The 16,925-nt window shown below is 71.3% G+C and carries 14 protein-coding genes and 1 pseudogene; 11 read left to right on the top strand and 4 right to left on the bottom strand.

Annotation, left to right across the window (positions count from 1 at the left end; translation table 11 throughout):
• Positions 1–3: 3 nt before the first annotated feature.
• Entirely contained in the window at positions 4–762 is a 759-nt protein-coding gene (locus tag C503_RS0108450) for an IclR family transcriptional regulator (protein ID WP_018681753.1), read from the top strand.
• Positions 763–811: 49 nt separating this feature from the next.
• The gene (locus tag C503_RS0108455) at positions 812–1,753 is read left to right on the top strand and encodes an ABC transporter substrate-binding protein (protein ID WP_018681754.1); all 942 of its coding nucleotides are present in this window, start codon (positions 812–814) and stop codon (positions 1,751–1,753) included.
• A 237-nt stretch (positions 1,754–1,990) separates the two neighbouring features.
• On the opposite strand, the pseudogene C503_RS38625 reads toward C503_RS0108455, so the two are convergent.
• The 3 genes and pseudogenes from C503_RS38625 to C503_RS0108465 all read right to left on the bottom strand — a co-directional run.
• Positions 1,991–2,836, bottom strand: a pseudogene (locus tag C503_RS38625) (helix-turn-helix transcriptional regulator); the annotation flags it as partial.
• A gap of 95 nt (positions 2,837–2,931) precedes the next feature.
• Positions 2,932–3,432 (bottom strand): hypothetical protein, encoded by a 501-nt coding sequence (locus C503_RS38630; RefSeq protein WP_018681756.1) that lies wholly within the window; start codon positions 3,430–3,432, stop codon positions 2,932–2,934.
• 80 nt (positions 3,433–3,512) lie between these two features.
• Positions 3,513–5,297 carry a chitinase gene (locus C503_RS0108465; protein WP_033400394.1) on the bottom strand — a complete coding sequence of 595 codons (1,785 nt, stop codon included), beginning with the start codon at positions 5,295–5,297 and terminating at the stop codon, positions 3,513–3,515.
• Between the two features lie 1,363 nt (positions 5,298–6,660).
• Here C503_RS0108465 and C503_RS0108470 point away from each other — a divergent pair.
• A complete protein-coding gene (locus tag C503_RS0108470; protein WP_018681758.1) occupies positions 6,661–7,602 on the top strand; it encodes an alpha/beta hydrolase in 942 nt (313 codons plus the stop codon).
• Positions 7,599–8,930 carry an aminotransferase-like domain-containing protein gene (locus tag C503_RS0108475; RefSeq protein ID WP_018681759.1) on the top strand — a complete coding sequence of 444 codons (1,332 nt, stop codon included), beginning with the start codon at positions 7,599–7,601 and terminating at the stop codon, positions 8,928–8,930. Before C503_RS0108470 ends, C503_RS0108475 begins: the two co-directional genes overlap by 4 nt.
• A gap of 66 nt (positions 8,931–8,996) precedes the next feature.
• Here C503_RS0108475 and C503_RS0108480 read toward each other — a convergent pair whose 3' ends face one another.
• Positions 8,997–10,070, bottom strand: a complete 1,074-nt coding sequence (locus C503_RS0108480) for an alpha-hydroxy acid oxidase (RefSeq protein WP_018681760.1) — start codon at positions 10,068–10,070, stop codon at positions 8,997–8,999.
• Between the two features lie 328 nt (positions 10,071–10,398).
• Between C503_RS0108480 and C503_RS0108485 the strand changes: the two genes are divergently transcribed.
• Genes C503_RS0108485 through C503_RS38635 form a run of 7 tightly spaced genes read left to right on the top strand, consistent with a single transcriptional unit; the run spans position 10,399 to position 16,920 of the window.
• Positions 10,399–11,829, top strand: coding sequence for a class I adenylate-forming enzyme family protein (locus C503_RS0108485; RefSeq protein ID WP_018681761.1), 1,431 nt, complete (start codon positions 10,399–10,401; stop codon positions 11,827–11,829).
• A 7-nt stretch (positions 11,830–11,836) separates the two neighbouring features.
• Positions 11,837–12,112, top strand: coding sequence for an acyl carrier protein (locus C503_RS0108490; protein ID WP_018681762.1), 276 nt, complete (start codon positions 11,837–11,839; stop codon positions 12,110–12,112).
• Position 12,113: 1 nt separating this feature from the next.
• Entirely contained in the window at positions 12,114–12,362 is a 249-nt protein-coding gene (locus tag C503_RS0108495) for a hypothetical protein (protein WP_026316095.1), read from the top strand.
• Positions 12,355–13,407, top strand: a complete 1,053-nt coding sequence (locus tag C503_RS0108500) for a beta-ketoacyl synthase N-terminal-like domain-containing protein (RefSeq protein WP_018681764.1) — start codon at positions 12,355–12,357, stop codon at positions 13,405–13,407. Before C503_RS0108495 ends, C503_RS0108500 begins: the two co-directional genes overlap by 8 nt.
• Positions 13,404–14,051 (top strand): beta-ketoacyl synthase chain length factor, encoded by a 648-nt coding sequence (locus tag C503_RS0108505; protein ID WP_018681765.1) that lies wholly within the window; start codon positions 13,404–13,406, stop codon positions 14,049–14,051. The genes C503_RS0108500 and C503_RS0108505 overlap by 4 nt, the downstream gene beginning before the upstream one ends.
• On the top strand, positions 14,048–15,655 hold the full coding sequence (locus C503_RS0108510) for a class I adenylate-forming enzyme family protein (RefSeq protein ID WP_018681766.1): 1,608 nt from the start codon (positions 14,048–14,050) through the stop codon (positions 15,653–15,655). Before C503_RS0108505 ends, C503_RS0108510 begins: the two co-directional genes overlap by 4 nt.
• Positions 15,652–16,920, top strand: a complete 1,269-nt coding sequence (locus tag C503_RS38635) for a beta-ketoacyl-[acyl-carrier-protein] synthase family protein (RefSeq protein WP_018681767.1) — start codon at positions 15,652–15,654, stop codon at positions 16,918–16,920. The genes C503_RS0108510 and C503_RS38635 overlap by 4 nt, the downstream gene beginning before the upstream one ends.
• The last annotated feature ends 5 nt before the right edge of the window (positions 16,921–16,925 follow it).

The following is a 16,925-nucleotide window of genomic DNA, read 5'->3' on the forward strand; positions in this document are numbered from 1 at the left end:
GTGATGGCGACGAACACGGCGCCCTCGGGCGCGCAGGCGGTGCGCCGCGCGCTCGGCGTGCTCCAGTGCTTCCGCCACGACGGCCCCGAACTGGGCGTCACCGACATCGCGCGCGCCATGGCACTGCCCATCAGCACCGCGCACCGGCTGGTGCTCACCCTGGTCGCGGCGGGTTTCCTGGAGCGCGACCCGACCACCGCGCGGTACCGGCTCGGCACCTCGGTCGCCGAACTCGGCCAGCTGCACTACTTCCAGCATGGCCTGCACCGGCTCGACCCGGTGCTGGCCCGGCTCGCCCGCGCCACCAAGGCGTCGGCCAGCATCGCGGTGCGCAGCGGGGACGACGCGCTGGTGCTGATCGGCGGCACGGTCGGCGCGGAGTCCTCCGACGGCATCCGCACGCCATTGCACTCCACCGCCATGGGCAAGGTGCTGCTGGCCTGGGCACCGCCGGGCGAGGACGACCTGGACGCGCTGCCCGACCCGGTCCGGCTGACCGACCGCACGATCGGCGACCGTGACGAGCTGCGCGCCGAGCTGGACAAGGTGCGCGCGGCGGGCTACGCGGTCAACGACGAGGAGAGCGAACTCGGCATCCGCTCGGTCTCGGTACCGGTACTGGACGCCGACGGCTTCAGCTACGCCGCGCTGACCCTGCGCGCCACCCCCGAGCTGATCACCGACGACCGCGTGCGCTGGTTCGTCGACCAGGCACTGGCCCGCGTCGACCAGGTCGCCGCGCTGCTGCTGCCGACTCGCTAGTTCTTCCCTGCACCAGGGACTTCACTTCAACCCTTTCTGGAGGACTGTCATGTCCGTTCGCGTGGGCTATTTCCCGCACAACAACTCGCTGTTCGTGCTGCGGCACACCGGAATCCTGGAGCACAGGCTCCCGGACGTCACCTGGGTCGACCTGCGGTCGCTGCCCCAGGGCGAGCAGCCGGACCCGCGGTCGGGCCTGCCGACCGTCCACAGTGACCTGCTGTTCGCCGACGGCGGCTACGACGTGATCGGCACCGGCTTCACCCCGCCGATCACCGCACTCGGCGCGGGCCGCGACATCGTCTACATCGGAGTGTCCGGGCCGCGCACGGAGAACGGCAGGCTGGTGGTCCGCGCCGACAGCCCGATCCGGGAGGTCGCGGACCTGCGCGGCAAGCGGGTCGGCATCGCGCACGGCTCCTGGCAGACCACGCTGCTGCTGTTCGCCCTCGACCAGGCGGGCCTGACCTGGTCGGACATCGAGCCGGTCAACACCGGCGGCGACGCCGCCCAGCTCTTCCTCGACGGCGAGATCGACGCCTGGACCGGCTCCTACCCGGACCTCGACCGGGTCGAGGCGCGCACCGAGGTCCACACCCTGGTACGCACCGAAGGCCTGTTCAGCCACCCGTCACTGTGGTTCACCCGCCGCGACTTCGCCGAGAACCACCGCAGCGAACTGACGGCGATCATCGAGTCGCTCCAGGAGTCCGACCGGTGGATCACCGAGAACCCCCGGGACGCGGCCCGCTTCTTCGTCGACGACGCCATCTCCCGGGGCTTCGACGCGAGCCTGGACGCCTGGGAACGCGCCCTCCGCAACCGCCCGTTCGGCATCCACCCGGTCGGCCCGGAGTTCCTCACCGAGCAGCAGCGCGCCGCCGACCTGCTGACCGCCAACGGCCTGCTGCCCCGCTCGGTGGATGTCCACAACGCGGTCCTGCCATGGGTGAACGACGTCGTCTCGGCCACCCGGACAACCCACGCCTGACCCGCGTCGACTTCCGACCACTCGTAGGCTGTGTCCGGAATGGACTGGCACCGCCGAGAGGACACCCGATGGGCTGGGATATGAGACAGGCCAGGGACAATCCGGTGATCCTCTCGGCGGCCGTCGTCGCGGACCTGCGCACGCCTGGCGGCACACCGACTGGACATTCCCGGTGCCACCGGAACAGGAGTGCGTGGTCAGCCGAACCTGGTCGAGGTCGACCCCGACGGCGTATCGTCACCGGCCGCCTGGTGCGTCTCCACCCCGAGGTCGCCGACGCCCACCACAGTGCGGCGCGGGGCCTTCACTTCGTCGAGAGTGTCGTCGTGACTCTCGGGTGGACACTCCGTAGTGGACGATGAATGCGGTGGCGCGGTCGTGGAGAGCGGCACGCAACCATTGCGGGGCCAGGGCTTCCGCGTTGACACCGAGTTGCCACAACGCCCACTCGGCATGTCGTCGATCCTGGAAGGCCAACTCCAGACGCAGCCTGCCGTCCGGTTCGACTTCCTCGCCGGTGACGGTCAACGCGGTGCCCACCAGGTCCTCGCGCCGCTCGGGGCGCACCCGCGCCAGCACGGTGACCTGGTCGCCGCCGGTGCGGAACCGCGTACTGCGTTCCTGCCAGGCCCGGTCCAGGTCGACCCGGTCCGGCCGCTGAGCGGGTTCGGCGAGTTCCTCGGCGGCCAGGACCCGGGACAGCCGGTAGGTGCGGTCCGCGCCCGCTCTCATGGCCAGCAGGTAACCCTGGTCGCGGACGGTGACCAGGCCGATCGGGTCCACCGTACGCCACCTCGGGGCTTGGTCCGTGGCCGCGTAGTGGATGCGGAGCTTGTGCCCGGCGAACACCGCGCGCCGGATCTCGGCCAGCACGGCGGCGGGCACGTCCTCGGCGACCAGCCTGCGGGCAAGGAGGTCGGTCTCGGGATCGACGAGCAGCCGCCGAACCGCGCCCGCCGCCGTGGCCCGCGAACTCTCCGGCAGCGCGTCGACCACCTTGCGCATGGCCGACGCGAGCGCCCCGCCGAGCCCGAACGCCTGCGCGCCCCGGCGGGACCCGACGACCAGACTGGCCATCCCTTCCTTACTGGTCGAACTCGAAGCAACCGCTGTCGCGTGAGCCGCCGGACCGCCTCCGGCTACCCGCCGGAGACGAGCCGCAAGCGCAGCCCGCAACATCAGGAGACGACGGTGACGATCAGTGCGGCGAGGAGAGTCACGAGGATCAGGGGTATGGCGACGAGGGCGAGGGCCGCGAGGGCATGTGGGAGAGCCCAGTCCTCCCCGGTTGCCGCGCAGTAGGCGGAGTGGAGGCCGGAGGCGGCGATACTGAGAGCGGCGGTGAACAACAGCCCGAAGCAGAGCGTGGCAGTGCCGGGCAACTCCTCGCGAACCTCCCCGTCCGCCAGGCGTACCGCGAGGCGGGTGCCCTCCGGGTACAGGCCGTCGGCGTGGGCGAGGGTGATGCCGGACGTTGTTTGTCCGTCGCTCCGGAACGTGCCGGAACAGCTTTGGTAGCTGTTCATCGGGTCCACCTCCTGGCACGAGGCAACCACGTACTCCCCGGGCGTGCCGGTGTAGCCGGACTCCGCGAGGGCGCTGTCCCACAACGAGAACGGAACAAGCACCGCGCAGGTCAGCAACACTGCGGCGAGGACACCCTGGGCGAGTCGGAGCACAGCACGGTAGATACCCGGTTTGTCCCGGAACGTGCAACAGCCCCGTGTCCGAGGACACGGGGCTGTTGCAACCGGTTCCGTTACGGGAGGGAGTTCAGGAACGGCCGGTGGGAGTTCTGGAACTCCCAGTTGTAGTACCGGTCCCAGTTGATCGACCACGTCATCAGGCCGCGGATGCCCGGTGACGCGCCGCCGCGCAGGGTGTAGCTGCCGCAGCCCTGGTTGCGGGCCAGGCAGTTCATCGCCTGCTGGACCGCGGCGGGGGAGGTGTAGCCGTTGCCCGCGCTGACCGCGGCCGGGAGGCCGATGGCGATCTGGTCCTCGCGCAGGCCAGGGAAGACGAACCCGGTGTTGGCGACCGGGAAGCCCGCCTTGAGCATGTCGGTCATGGCGATGTGGAAGTCCGCGCCGCCCATGTTGTGGTACTGGTTGTCCAGGCCGGTGACCGGGCCGGAGTTGTAGTCCTGCACGTGCAACAGCGTCAGGTCGTTGCGCATCGCGTGGATGACCGGCAGGTAGGCGCCGGTGCGGGCGTCGCCGCCGCTGGTGCTGCCGCCGTAGAACTGGTAGCCGACCTGGACGAAGAACGTCTCCGGGGCCATGGTCAGCACGAACTTGGCGCCGTACTTGGCCTTGAGGCTCTTCAGCGCGGCGATCAGGTTGACGATCACCGGCGTGGTCGGGTTCCGGAAGTCCTTGTCACCCGAGTTCAGGTACAGCGAGTGGCCCTCGAAGTCGACGTCGAGGCCGTCCAGGCCGTAGCGGTCGATGATGGCCGACACCGAGCTGACGAACTTGTCGCGCGCCGCGGTGGAGGTGAGCTGGACCTGGCCGTTCTGGCCGCCGATGGACAGCAGCACCTTCTTGCCCTTGGCCTGCTTGGCCCGGATCGACGCGGTGAAGTCCGCCTCGCTCTCCACGCCGGGGCACTCGGTGACCGGGCACAGCTTGAACTGGATGTCACCCGAGGTCACCGAGGTGGGCTCGCCGAAGGCCAGGTCGATGATGTCCCACGAGTCCGGGACGTCGGCCATCTTGATGTAGCCGGAGCCGTTGGCGAAGCTCGCGTGCAGGTAGCCGACCAGCGCGTGCTTGGGCAGCCCCTGGTCCGGGCAGGCGCTGGTGACGGCGCTGACCTCGTTGGACTTGGGTGACTCGGCGGTGGCCGTGGTGGCGGTGACGGTGAAGGTGTAGGTGGTGCACGCGACCAGGCCGGTGATGGTGGCGGACGTGCCGGTGACGGTCGCCTTCACCGTCGAACCGTTGTACACCTTGTACCCGGTGATGCCGTCGCCGGTCGACGCGCCCCAGGTCAGGCTGACGGAGCTGGCCGTGGCGCCGGTGACGACGGGCGTCTTGGGAGCGGTGGGCACACCCGGGCCGGGTCCGGGGCCGTCCCCGCCGGGGCCGTCGAGGACCACGTCGTCGACGTTGAAGGTGCCCGCGCCGTACCACCCGTGCACGTACAGCTCGGCGCTGGTCTGCGTGGCGGCGCTGGTGAAGGTCAGGGACAGCTGGGTGTAGTTGGCGGCGGCGGTCCAGGTGGAGTTGCCGCCGGTGATGCCCAGGTAGACGGGGTTGCCCTTGACCCAGGCGGACACGGTGTAGGTGGTGCTGGGCTTGACCGACACGGTCTGCGCGCACTTGCCGGTCATCGCCCCGGCTGCGGTGGACGCGAGCGCGTACGAGCCGGAGTGCACCGGCGTGCCGACCACGGCGCCCGAGTCGCACGTCCACCCCGAGGTGGACCCGCTCTCGAACCCGGGATTGGTGAGCAGGTTCGCCGCCGCCGCGGGACCGACGGCGACGAGACCCGCGAAGAACACGGACGCGACCGCGGCCAGCGCGGTCACCCCCCATCGCATCCGGCGACGGGGGCGAGGGACGTGAGTCATCGACGACCTCCAGGACGCGGTGTTGCAGGGGGACACCGCTGGATATTGTCTAGACCAATCCGGGGCCCGTGTCCAGCCCTCGGCGCTGGTTGGCGGGGGTGCGCGGGCGGCATCGACCTGGCGTGTGTCGCAGGTGTCGAGGGTGTGGTGGCTGCCGGGGCCCGTCGGTCGACCCGGTGCCGGGATCCGTGGATCGCCCGCCCGGCTGTGGACAACCGGCGGGGGGACCCCCGAAATCCATTCTACCTGGGCAAACGGGTTCGCTGCCGGCGTGATGATCGTGGCTGTGGACAACCTGCCCGACACTGCGGGAGCACCGTGGCGGCGTTCGTCAACCGGGGCCGCGTGACTGTGGATGGCTCGCCTGGTCGTGGATAACTCCGAGGGGGTCCCCCTATGTCCATTCTACCTGGGGGAACAGGGAACGTGCCGGGCTGACGATCTTGGCTGTGGATAACCGGCGTGCGTCCGTACCGGCGTCCGTCGAGCGGTGAGGTGAGCCCAGCAGAAGGCGCGGGGCCGGTCGGGAGGGGCCACGCCGGGAGGCCGGCTTGTCCGGGCGCTCGGCGGCTCGTCAAGCGCTGCGCTCGGCCTGGGGATGGTTTCGCGGGATGTGGACAACCCCGGGAGGGACCCCCGAGATCCATTCTACCGGGGTGGGCGGGGTGGCGGGTGGTTGTCGATCTTGGTTGTGGACAGCTCCGGGGTGACCGGGTGTTGGTTTAGACCATTGCCGATCACGGGCGAGTGGGAGCGGGCGGAGAGGAGTGCGGAGGTGAGTGGTGTTCGCGACTCTCCGGGGAGTCGGCCTGTGGATAAAAGCGGCGGGGGAATGGACGGGAGCGGGTAAGTGGAGCGGTCGGAATCGGTTGGTTAGTTGTCCACTGTGGCGATTGGACTGAACCAATGTGGCGATCGGCGTCCGTTGCGAACCGGGTGGTCCGGATTGTCCTGTGTGGACGAAAGAACGATCCGCTGGTCCGATCAGCCCAGGTGGGGACCGGTGCGCTCGCTCGGATGGAGTAGTCCGGGTGGTTGGTCCGGGTGGCCCAGTCCGGTCCGCCGTTCGTCCACCGTCTATCCACTATGGACGTATATGTCCATTCGGCCTAGTCACGCGATGGCGCCTTTTGGCGTATCGACGGGAATCGCGGGGTCGCCATATGCTCACGCGAAAATCGGCGGTCCCGTCGAGGATCGACCAGCGGAGGGAGGGGTCTGACATGCGCAACGTCCGCGAGGCCTGAGTGGCCAGATAGCGCTAGCAGACACAGCGGACGTGGCCGCCGAGCCTGGGTGGCCACGTCCCCTCCCCGGGAGACGAGCAGAACCGATGCCCCTGGACCCCCAGTTCGAGCGGTACCGCGAGCGGCGGGCCGAGCGGCGGGTCACCCCGCTCTACGAGATGACCCTCCAGCAGGCCCGGGACGAGGACCTGCGGTCCATCCGGGACGCGGCGGGCGTGCCGGAGGCGGTGGCGGCCGTCGAGGAGCGGGTGGTGCCGGGGCCGGGCGGGGAGCTGGCGCTGCGCGTCTACCGGCCGGGTGCGGCGGGGCCGAGTCCGGTGCTGGTGTACTTCTTCGGTGGGGGCTGGACGCTGGGCACGATCGACACGGCGGACGCGATCTGCAGGCGGTTGACCAATGCCGCCGGGTGCGCGACCGTCGCGGTCGGGTACCGGTTGGCGCCGGAGCACAAGTTCCCGGCCGCCGTGGACGACTGCCACGCCACCGTGCGCTGGGTCGTCGCGTACGCCGCCGAGCTGGGGATCGACCCCGATCGAGTGGCCGTCGGCGGGGACAGTGCCGGGGGGAACCTCGCGGCCGCAGTCGCGCTGGCGGCGCGGGAGAGCGGGCCGTTGCTGGTCCACCAGCTGCTGGTCTACCCGAACACCGAGTACGGCTCGGACACCGAGTCCATGCGCGACAACACCGATCGGTACCTGTTCAACCGGGAGTCGGTGGCCTGGTACTGGAACAACTATCTCGCCGACCCGGCCGACGGCGCCGACCCGCTCGCCTCGCCGATGCGTGCGGCCGACCACTCCGGTCTGCCCCCGGCGACGATCATCACCGCCGAGTACGACCCGCTGCGCGACGAGGGCGAGCGCTACGCCGCCCGACTGTCCGACGCGGGTGTGCCCACCCACCTGACTCGGTTCCCCGGCATGGCCCACGGCTTCTTCGCCATGTTCGGCGAACTCCCGGCCGCCGCCGAGGCCGTCTCGCTCGCGGCCACCCGCCTGCGCGCGGCATTCGGGACGGAGGGCGCATGACCGACATCCAGGACGCGCCCGCCGCCTTGCCGCAGCGGATGTCGTTGCGGGCCGAGGAGTTGCACCGCAGCCTCGACGACCCGCTGCTGTCGGCGATGACGTTCCTCAACGAGGTCACCCACCGCTTCCCCGACGCCATCTCGTTCGCGCCGGGACGCCCCTACGAGGGGCTGTTCGACCCGGCCGAGATCACCGACTACCTGGCCGCGTACCGGGACCACCTGGAACGGGACCGCGACTTCGACCGGGACGCCGTGCGGACCGCGTTCTTCCAGTACGGCCGGACCAACGGGCAGATCCACGACCTGGTCGCCCGCACCGTCGCCAACGACGAGGACATCCACGTCCCGGCCGAGGCGGTCGTCGTCACCGTCGGGGCGCAGGAGGGCATGCTGCTCGTCCTGCGGGCCCTGTTCACCGGACCCGACGACGTCCTGCTCGTCAGCTCCCCGGCCTATGTCGGCATCACCGGCGCGGCCAGCCTGCTCGACATCGGGTTCGTCGGTGTTCCCGAGACGGAAGCGGGACCGGACCCCCGGCGCGTGGCCGAGACGGCGCGCAGGCTGAAGGCGGAGGGGAAGCGGCCGCGCGCGCTCTACATCGTGCCGGACTTCGCCAACCCGTCCGGGACGAGCATGCCCGTCGACCGCAGGCGCGAGCTGATCGAGGTCGCCGCCGCGGAAGGCTGCTACGTCATCGAGGACAACCCGTACGGGCTGTTCACCACCGAGGACGTGCTCACCCCGACCCTGAAGTCCCTTGACACCGCCGGTGTCGTCATCTACATCGGCTCGTTCGCCAAGTCCTGTTTCCCCGGCGCGCGCGTCGGTTACGTGCTCGCCGACCAGGACGTCGTCACCCGGGACGGGCACACCGAGCCGCTCGCCGAGTCGCTCGCCAAGATCAAGAGCATGACCACGGTGAACACCTCCGCGCTCAGCCAGGCCGCGATCGGCGGGATGCTGGTGCGGTCCGGGTGCGCGTTGCGCGCGGCGAACCGGGACACGATCGCGTTCTACCGGAACAACATGAAACTCATGCTGGCCGAGCTGTCCCAGCACTTTCCGCCCGGTTCCGGTGTCCGGTGGAACAGCCCGACCGGCGGGTTCTTCGTGGTGGTCACCGTCCCCTTCGTCGCCGACGACGCCGCGCTGGAACGGTCCGCGCGGGAGTTCGGTGTGCTCTGGACCCCGATGAGCACCTTCTACCTGGACGGCGGCGGGCTCGACCAGCTCCGCCTGTCGTGCAGCTACGTCGAACCGGAGCGCCTGCGCGAGGGCGTGCGCCGGTTCGCCGGGTTCGTCGCCGCCCACACCGCCCGGGAGTGAGTGGTCCCGGGCGGCGTGGTCGGTTCGGTTCGCACAGTGGAAGAGTCAGCGTTGGGTGTTCGTTCGTCAGGCCAGGATCGTGCGGTCCACCCGGGCCAGTGCGGTCCTGCCGGTCAGGGCCATGGCCTCCGTCAGTTCGTCGCGCAGCAGGGTGAGGACGTCCAGCGCGCCCTCGGCCCCCGAATGTGCCAGTCCGTAGAGGACCGGACGGCCGATCAGGACCGTGTCGGCGCCCAGCGCCAGCGCCTTGAGCACGTCCGTCCCGGTGCGCACGCCGCCGTCGACCAGCACGGGCATCCGGCCGTGCACCGCGTCGACGATGCCGGGCAGCACCTCGACGGTCGCGGGCGCGCCGTCGAGCTGGCGGCCGCCGTGGTTGGACACGACGATCCCGTCCACGCCGTGCTCGACGGCCAGCTCGGCGTCCTCGGCCGTCATGATTCCCTTCAGCACCAGCGGAAGCGTGCTGCGCTCGCGCAGCCAGGACAGGTCCGACCAGGTGATCGTGGGATCGAACCGCTCCCGCGAGTGCCGTTCGATCGCGGACGTGCCCGCCTCCGTGACATGGCTGGCGGCCATCAGCGCGGGGTCGACATTGACCGCGCGGACGTCCGGCGGCAGGGTGAAACCGCTGCGCAGGTCACGGAACCGCCGCGCCACCCTGGGCGTGTCGACGGTCAGTACCAGCGCGCCGTAGCCCGCGGCCTCCGCCCGGCCCACGAGATCCAGCAGCGCGCCCCGGTCGCGCAGCCAGTAGAGCTGCATCCACAGTGGACCGGTCGCGGCCGCCGCGATCTCGGCGAGGTCGGTGCTGGCGAACATGCCTGCCACGAACAACGCCCCGGCGGCTCCGGCCGCACGGACGGTCGCGAGTTCACCGTCCGGATGGACAAGCCGGTGGTAGGCCATCGGGGCCACCCCGAGCGGCGCGGCCAGATCGGTGCCGAGCAGCGTGGTCCCGGTGGCGCAGTGCTCGACGTCCACCAGCGCGCGCGGCCGCAGCCGCAGGTCGGCGTAGGCCGTGTGGTTGCGGCGCAGTGTCCACTCCGCGCCAGAACCGCCTGCCACATATCCCAGGACATCGCCCGCGAGGGTGGATTCCGCCAGTTCGATGTAGTCCGCCACGCGTACCGGTTTCACGCTGGTCCCTTCTGTTTGGTCCATTCGGTGGAATGCCGCCGCGATATCCTGTCATCCGCTGACCATGATTTCCAATAGCTAGCCCGCAAACCGCGCAACGATCACCACCCGGTCGCCGTACCGCTCTGTCCTCATGCGTCCACTCACGGTATACCCGCAGGTGGCGGCCCTGCTGAAGAGTCGGCACGAGTGTGCGTAATTAGCCCTTTCGGCCGACCTTGACGCTCTTCGCTCCATATGCGATTGTTTCGGTCAGTCAGCAAGAGGAAATGACATCAATACGGCGATCGGCGTAGCCGAAGTCTCCGGTGCAAATGCGAAGGAACCGATGACCGGCGTGGATCTTTCCTGGGCGAATGCGCCCGGCGACGGCCGGGCCCTGGTCGACGACCTGCTGCTCGCGGGCCAGGACGACGAGGTCTGCCTGCGCTTCGAGGACCCGGTCCGCCGGTCCGCGTTGCGCGCCCTGGTGGCCGAGCGCGAGGCGGAGCTGCGGGCCGCGGGCCTGGTCGCGGGCGGGACTGTCGCATTGCGACTCCCGCCGTCCCTTGCCTATGTCGGCTACCTGCTGGCGGGCTGGCGGATCGGCGCGCAGGTGAGCCTGCTCGACCACCGGCTCACCCGGCACGAGGTCGACGGCGCGCTCGACCGCATCGGCGCGCAGTACCTGGTCGACGCCGTCGAGATCACCGGGCACCGGCTGTGCGGCTACGCGCAGGTGGTCACCGAGGTGTCCGCGTGTCCGGGCGGCCGGGCCGCGACCACCGCGCATTCGTTGGTGCAGTTCAGTTCCGGCTCCACCGGCGCGTCCAAGGTGATCGCCCGGACGGCCGCCGACCTGGCGTACGAACTGGACCGCTACGACCGCCTTTCGGACTTCCCCCGCGCGGGGGAGCGGGTGGTGCTGCTGGCGTCCATCGTGCACGTGCTCGGCCTGGTGGGCGGTCTGCTCAACGCCCTGCACGCGCACGCCGAGCTGGTGTTCCCGCGCAGACTGACCGCGGACGGCATCCTCGCCGCGGTCGCCGCGGGCGACACCCCGGCGACCGTGCTGGGCGTCCCGTTCCACGCCGAGTTGCTGACGTCGTCCACCGACCCGACGCCGCTTCCGCAGCTGCGCCGCATGATCGTGGCGGGCGAGCTGGTCCGTCCCGGTGTTCCGGAGAAGTTCCGGGACAGGTTCGGCGTTCCGCTGGGGACCATGTACGGGATGACCGAGATCGGGGTCATCGCGACCGACCTGTCCGGCGGGTTGCGTCCCGCGGTCGAACCGACGCACGGCATGCGGTTCCAGCTCCGCGAGGGCGAGCTGTGGATCGCCATGCCCGCCTCGCCGTACGTCGGGCTCGCGGACCCGACGCGGTTCGTGGATGGCTGGCTGTGCACGAAGGACGCCGCCGACCTGGACCCCGACACCGGCCGTGTGACCATCCGCGGTCGGCTGGACTCGCAGGTGTCGATCGGCGGGCTGAAGGTCGACCTCACCGAGGTCGAGCAGACCATCGCCGGGCTGGCCGCGGTCCGCGAGGCCGTCGTGCTGCACGACGCAGGCGTCCGGGCGTACCTGAGCCTGGTCGACGGCGGCACGGTGGACGAGGTCAAGGCCGCGCTGGCCGAGCAGCTCGCACCGTTCAAACGACCGCGCGAGCTGGTCGTGCTGCCGGTGCTGCCCCGCACGGCCACGGGGAAGATCGTGCGCGTTCCCGCCGTGCTCGCGGATGCCGCGAGCGGGGCCGCGCGGAACAACGGAGAAGGGTGAGGCGGCCATGCAGGAGCAGTTGCGGGAGTTCGTGCTCGACGCGTTGCGCGAGATGAACTACGACGTCAGCGAGGTCACCGGGGACACCGACCTCGGTCCGGCCGGGCTGGACCTGGAGTCGCTGGCGCTGGCCGACCTGGCGGTGCAGATCGAGGACGCCTACCACATCAAGTTCGGCGACGACGACATGGAGTCGCTGGCGCTGATGACGCTGGACGAGTTCGTCGGGGCGCTCGCCGCTCGGCTGTCCACTGTGGAGTCGACGGCCGAGGTCGCGTCCTGAGATGGGCGGGCCAACCCCACCGGACCGCCACCAGGTGGTCGCCATGCTCGCCGGGTTCGGCGACCGCGGCCCGGACCAGGTCGGCGAGGTGCTCGACTCGCTGGAGCTGACCTGGCTGGTCGCCCAGGTCGAGCAGCGCTACGGCGTGGAGCTGGAGCTGTCGGACGAGGTGTTCGCGGGCATGGGCACGGTCACCGGCGCGGTCGACACCCTGGCCACCGCGCTGGACCGGGCGCGCGGCGATGGCTGACGCAGCGGTCGCGGTCACCGGCATGGCGGCGCGCACGGCCTTCGGCCGCGACGAGATCGCCCTGCTGGGGGACGCGTTCGCCGGGGTGCCCGCGTTCGCCCCGGTCACCCGGTTCGGCACGGACGGCCGCCGCACCACGCACGCCGCCACCCTGGCGGGTGACCCGGTGCTCGCCGACGAGCTGGTCGCGGTGATCGAGGAGGCACGCGGCGGCCTGCCGTCGGTGCCGCTGCTGCTCGCCGCGCACGCCGACGCGGGCAACGCCGCGCTGGCCGCCGAGGTGGCCACGCGGACCGGTGTGTCCGGTGTCGCCCGCGTCTACACCGGCGCCTGCGTCGCGGCCTCCTCCGCGCTCGCGGACGCGGCGACGATGATCGTGACCGGGCGTTGCGACCGGGTCCTGGTCGCCGCCGGGTACCTGGTGGAACCGGCCACGTTCGCCATGTTCGACGCGGGCCGCGCACTGGCCCGCGATGGTCGGGTGCGGCCGTTCAGCGCGGGCAGGCAGGGCATGGTGCTCGGCGACGGTGTCGCGGCCGTGCTGCTGGAGTCCACATCGGTCGCCACCGGGCGGCCGCTGGCCCGGCTGGCGGGCTGGGCCCGGGGCGGCGACGCTTACCACGTGTGCAAGCCGAAACCCGACGGCACCGGGCTCGCCAGGGCGATCGGCACCGCCCTGTCCCGTGCCGGGGTGACGGCCGCGGAAGTCGGCTACGTCAACGCGAACGGCACCGGAACGGAATTCAACGACGCCGCCGAGGTCGCCGCACTGCGGCTGGTGGGGCTCGACTCGGTTCCGGTCAGCTCGACCAAGTCCACGCACGGACACGCGCTGGAGGCGTCCGGCCTGGTGGAGTTCGTGGTCACCGCGCACGCCCTGCGCTCGGGCACGCTGCCGGTGAACTCGGGCTACCTGGGCGCGGATCCGGAGTGCGCGCTGGACCTGGTGATCGACCAACCCCGGTTCACCCGACCGGATTACGCCCTGACGGTGAACGCGGCCTTCGGCGGGGCCAACACGGCGTTGTTGCTGGAGGCGGCATGAGCACCACCCTGTCTCCCGGCGAATCCACCGCACAGGTCACCCCGGGTCCCCGGGCCGAAGCGATTCCGCTCGGGGCGGGGGCGAGTGCGCGGCTGGCCGTGGTCACCGTGCCCACGGTGCCCACCGTGCCGACTGTGGACGACGGGCCGACCGTGCTTGCGAGCGCGCGGTGGCCGGAGTCCGATGAGGACACACTGCCCGCGATCGCCGGGTTCGTCGTGTCCACGTTCAACCCCTTGGTCGCCGAGGTCGCCGAACGCTGCCTCCGCGGCTACTACGGTGCACCGCCCGCCACGATCGGGCGGACCGCCGTCGTGCTGGCGAGCGTGCGCGGGGACGTCACGACCGCGGACACCGTGGCCGCGGCGCTCGCGGCGGGCAAACGGGTGCCGCCGTTGTTGTTCTTCCAGTCCAACCCCAACGCCGTGGTCGGGTATGTGACCTCGCGGTGGGGGATGACCGGTCCGGTGGTGTGCACCAGCCCCACCGGAGAACCGATGGCGGACGCCATGGCGTCCGCCGGGCTGTTGTTCGCCGCGGACGAGGCGGACGCGGCGCTGGTGATCGTCGCCGAGCAGGCGAGCGGGGCAAGTGACAGCGACCGGGCGGCGGCCGTCCTGGTCACGGCGAGGGGACGGGCATGACCGCCAGCAACATCCGGGCCCGACTGGCCCGCGACCCCGACCTGGGCGCGGGCAACGTCCTGACCACCCTGATGGGACTCGACTCCGGCCACGACCGGCCCGCGTTCACCTTCGACACCCCGGTGGAGCACATCCCCGCGTGGACCGCGCTCACCGTGCGGCAGCTGGACGAACGCGTCCGCGCCCGCGCCGCCGCGCTGCACGCGCTCGGCATCGGCAGGCGCGACCCGGTCGCGGTCACCGCCACCGGTGCCGCCGACAACATCCTCACCTTCCTCGCCCTGGCCCGGCTCGGTGCCATCCCCGCGCTGATCAACGCCAGGCTGGCGCCCGAGATCACCGCGCTGTACGTGACCAGGCTCAAGGCGGTCGGCGTGCTCGCCGACGCCGCCCGCCGGGAAGCACTGGCGCCGCACGGGCTCACGCTGCTCGCCCCGATCGAGGATCTCGGCGCGGCGAACCCGGACGACGCTCCCGAGCCGTACCGGTTCTTCCGGGACGACCCGGTCGCGATCACGCACTCGTCCGGGACGACCGGTGTGCCGAAGGCCGTGTTGCACTCGCACGCCAGCCTCTACGCGGCCATCCACCACCGGCTGCGCATGCCCAAGGCACAGGGCACCGACCGCATCCTGTCGGTGCTGCCCGCCCCGCACGCGGCCACGCTCATCGCGCTCAACCTGGCGCTGTCCAGCGAGAGCGAGCTGCTGGCGATCTCCACCCAGACCGGCCCGGCGGTGGTCGACGCGATCGAGCGCTGGCGCCCGGCCTGCGTGCTCGGCTTCGCCGCCACCTGGTCGGAGATGGCCAAGACCGACCTGCGCGGCCGCGACCTTGACTCGGTGTCGCTATGGTGGAACACCGGCGACTGCGCGCACGAGGCGCACATCCGCCGCCTCATCTCGCACGGCTACCGCACCGTGTCCACAAGGGAGGGACGGGTCCGCAGGCCGGGCTCGGCGTTCATCGACGGCCTGGGCTCCAGCGAGATGGGCCACTCGCACTTCTTCATCACGCACACCACCGACACCGACCGCTACGGCCGTTGCATCGGCCGCGCGCACGCGTTCGCCGAGCCGGTGGTGCTCGACCCCGACGGCAACGAGCTGCCCGCCGGACAGGTGGGTGAGCTGGGCACGCGGTCGCCCACCCTGTCGCCGGGGTACTGGAACGACTCGGTGACGACCCACCGGACCAGGGTGCGCGGCTACTTTCTCACCGGCGACCTGGTCTACCGCGATGAGGAAGGCTACTTCTACCACGTCGACCGCCTCGTCGACTCGGTGGACCTCGGCGGCGGCAAACGGCTGCACACCGCGCTGTCCGAGGAACGCGTGCTCAACGCCTGCCCCGACGTCGCCGACTGCACCGTGGTCGCGGTCCGTACCGACGACGGCGTGGTCACCGACGTGCTGCTGCAACTCGACCCGGCCGCCGACCCCGGCGCCGACCGCGCGGAGGCGATCCGGACCGCGCTCGGCCCGGACGTGGCCGCGACCCTGCGGGAGATCGTCGTGGTCGACGAGGAGCGCATTCCGTTGGGTCCCACCGGGAAGGTCCGCAAGGTCGCCCTGCGGGAGCAGTACCTGCAGGCGGCGCGATGAGACCCGCCGCCGCGATCACCGGCATCGGCCTGGTCACGCCGCTGGGCCGCAAGCCGGGCGACGTGTTCGACGCGCTGTGCGTCGGACGGTCGGGCCTGGTCACCCCGCCAGCGGGACACCCGCTGGCCGGGCTGCTGGACGTCGCGGGCATCGCGCCGGACATCGACCCGACCGAGGTGCTCGACGCCAAGCAGGCCCGCGCGGTCGACCGGTTCGTGCTGTTCGCCCTGGCCGCCGCCGACGACGCGCTGGCCGACGCGCGGATCACCGTGGGCACCGACGTCGACCCAGAACGGGTCGCGGTCGTCGTGTCCTCCGGCGGTGCGGGCCTGGAGACCTACGAGCAGTACGCGGCGCTGCGGCGGGCGAGCGGCCGGGCGAAGGTCAGCCCGTATCTACTGCCCGGGATGCTGTCGAACATGGCGGCCGCGCGGATCGCCATCAAGCACGGCATCCGCGGCTACAGCTCGGCCATCGCCACCGCCTGCGCGGCGGGCGCGCAGTCCATCGCGGAGGGACTGCGGCTCATCCGCGGCGGCGAGGCGGATGTGGTGGTGTGCGGGGGAAGCGACACGGCCCTGCACCCGACGGTGGCCGCCGCGTTCGCCAATGCCTGGGCGCTGGCGCGGAAGTGGGCCGACCCGACCGCCGCGAGCAGGCCGTTCGACAAGCGGCGCAACGGTTTCGTGCTCGGCGAGGGTGCGGGCGTGCTGGTGCTGGAACGCGCCGAGTTCGCCGACGCCCGCGGCGCCGCGGGCTACGCGAGCCTGAGCGGCTGGGGCATGACCACCGACGCGCACCACCCGACGACCCCGCGTCCGGACGGCGCGGGCGCGATCGCCTCGATGCGCCGGGCGATCACCGATGCCGGACTGGCACCGTCCGATGTAGACTATGTGAACGCGCACGGCACCTCGACGCCGCTCGGCGACGCCGCCGAAGCCGTCGCCGTCCGGTCCGTGTTCGGCGCCGACACCCCGGCGGTCAGCTCGATCAAGGCCCTGACCGGGCACATGCTCGGCGGTTCCGGCGCGGTGGAGGCCGCGGTCACCGCCCTGTCGGTCACGGCGAATCTCTTACCCCCCACGCACAACCTGGACGACCCGGACCCGGAGTGCGCGCTCGACCACGTGCGCGGCGCGGCCCGACCGGGACCCGTCCGCGCCGCCCTGTCGAACTCGTTCGCCTTCGGCGGCCACAACGTCAGCCTGCTCATCGGCGCGCCAGGCACCCGACTGACCCGTACCACCACCCCGGCGGCGTAACCGCC

The organism is Actinokineospora enzanensis DSM 44649 (genome assembly GCF_000374445.1).
Classification (GTDB): domain Bacteria; phylum Actinomycetota; class Actinomycetes; order Mycobacteriales; family Pseudonocardiaceae; genus Actinokineospora; species Actinokineospora enzanensis.

What these genes read in the sequence shown, in the direction of transcription:
- C503_RS0108450 (WP_018681753.1), top strand. Translation starts at nt 4, where the DNA reads ATGGCGACGAACACGGCGCCCTCGGGCGCGCAGGCGGTGCGCCGCGCG.
- C503_RS0108485 (WP_018681761.1), top strand. Translation starts at nt 10,399, where the DNA reads ATGACCGGCGTGGATCTTTCCTGGGCGAATGCGCCCGGCGACGGCCGG.
- C503_RS0108500 (WP_018681764.1), top strand. Translation starts at nt 12,355, where the DNA reads ATGGCTGACGCAGCGGTCGCGGTCACCGGCATGGCGGCGCGCACGGCC.
- C503_RS0108510 (WP_018681766.1), top strand. Translation starts at nt 14,048, where the DNA reads ATGACCGCCAGCAACATCCGGGCCCGACTGGCCCGCGACCCCGACCTG.
- C503_RS0108495 (WP_026316095.1), top strand. Translation starts at nt 12,114, where the DNA reads ATGGGCGGGCCAACCCCACCGGACCGCCACCAGGTGGTCGCCATGCTC.
- C503_RS0108470 (WP_018681758.1), top strand. Translation starts at nt 6,661, where the DNA reads ATGCCCCTGGACCCCCAGTTCGAGCGGTACCGCGAGCGGCGGGCCGAG.
- C503_RS0108490 (WP_018681762.1), top strand. Translation starts at nt 11,837, where the DNA reads ATGCAGGAGCAGTTGCGGGAGTTCGTGCTCGACGCGTTGCGCGAGATG.
- C503_RS0108455 (WP_018681754.1), top strand. Translation starts at nt 812, where the DNA reads ATGTCCGTTCGCGTGGGCTATTTCCCGCACAACAACTCGCTGTTCGTG.
- C503_RS0108475 (WP_018681759.1), top strand. Translation starts at nt 7,599, where the DNA reads ATGACCGACATCCAGGACGCGCCCGCCGCCTTGCCGCAGCGGATGTCG.
- C503_RS0108465 (WP_033400394.1), bottom strand. Translation starts at nt 5,297, where the DNA reads ATGCGATGGGGGGTGACCGCGCTGGCCGCGGTCGCGTCCGTGTTCTTC.
- C503_RS38635 (WP_018681767.1), top strand. Translation starts at nt 15,652, where the DNA reads ATGAGACCCGCCGCCGCGATCACCGGCATCGGCCTGGTCACGCCGCTG.
- C503_RS0108505 (WP_018681765.1), top strand. Translation starts at nt 13,404, where the DNA reads ATGAGCACCACCCTGTCTCCCGGCGAATCCACCGCACAGGTCACCCCG.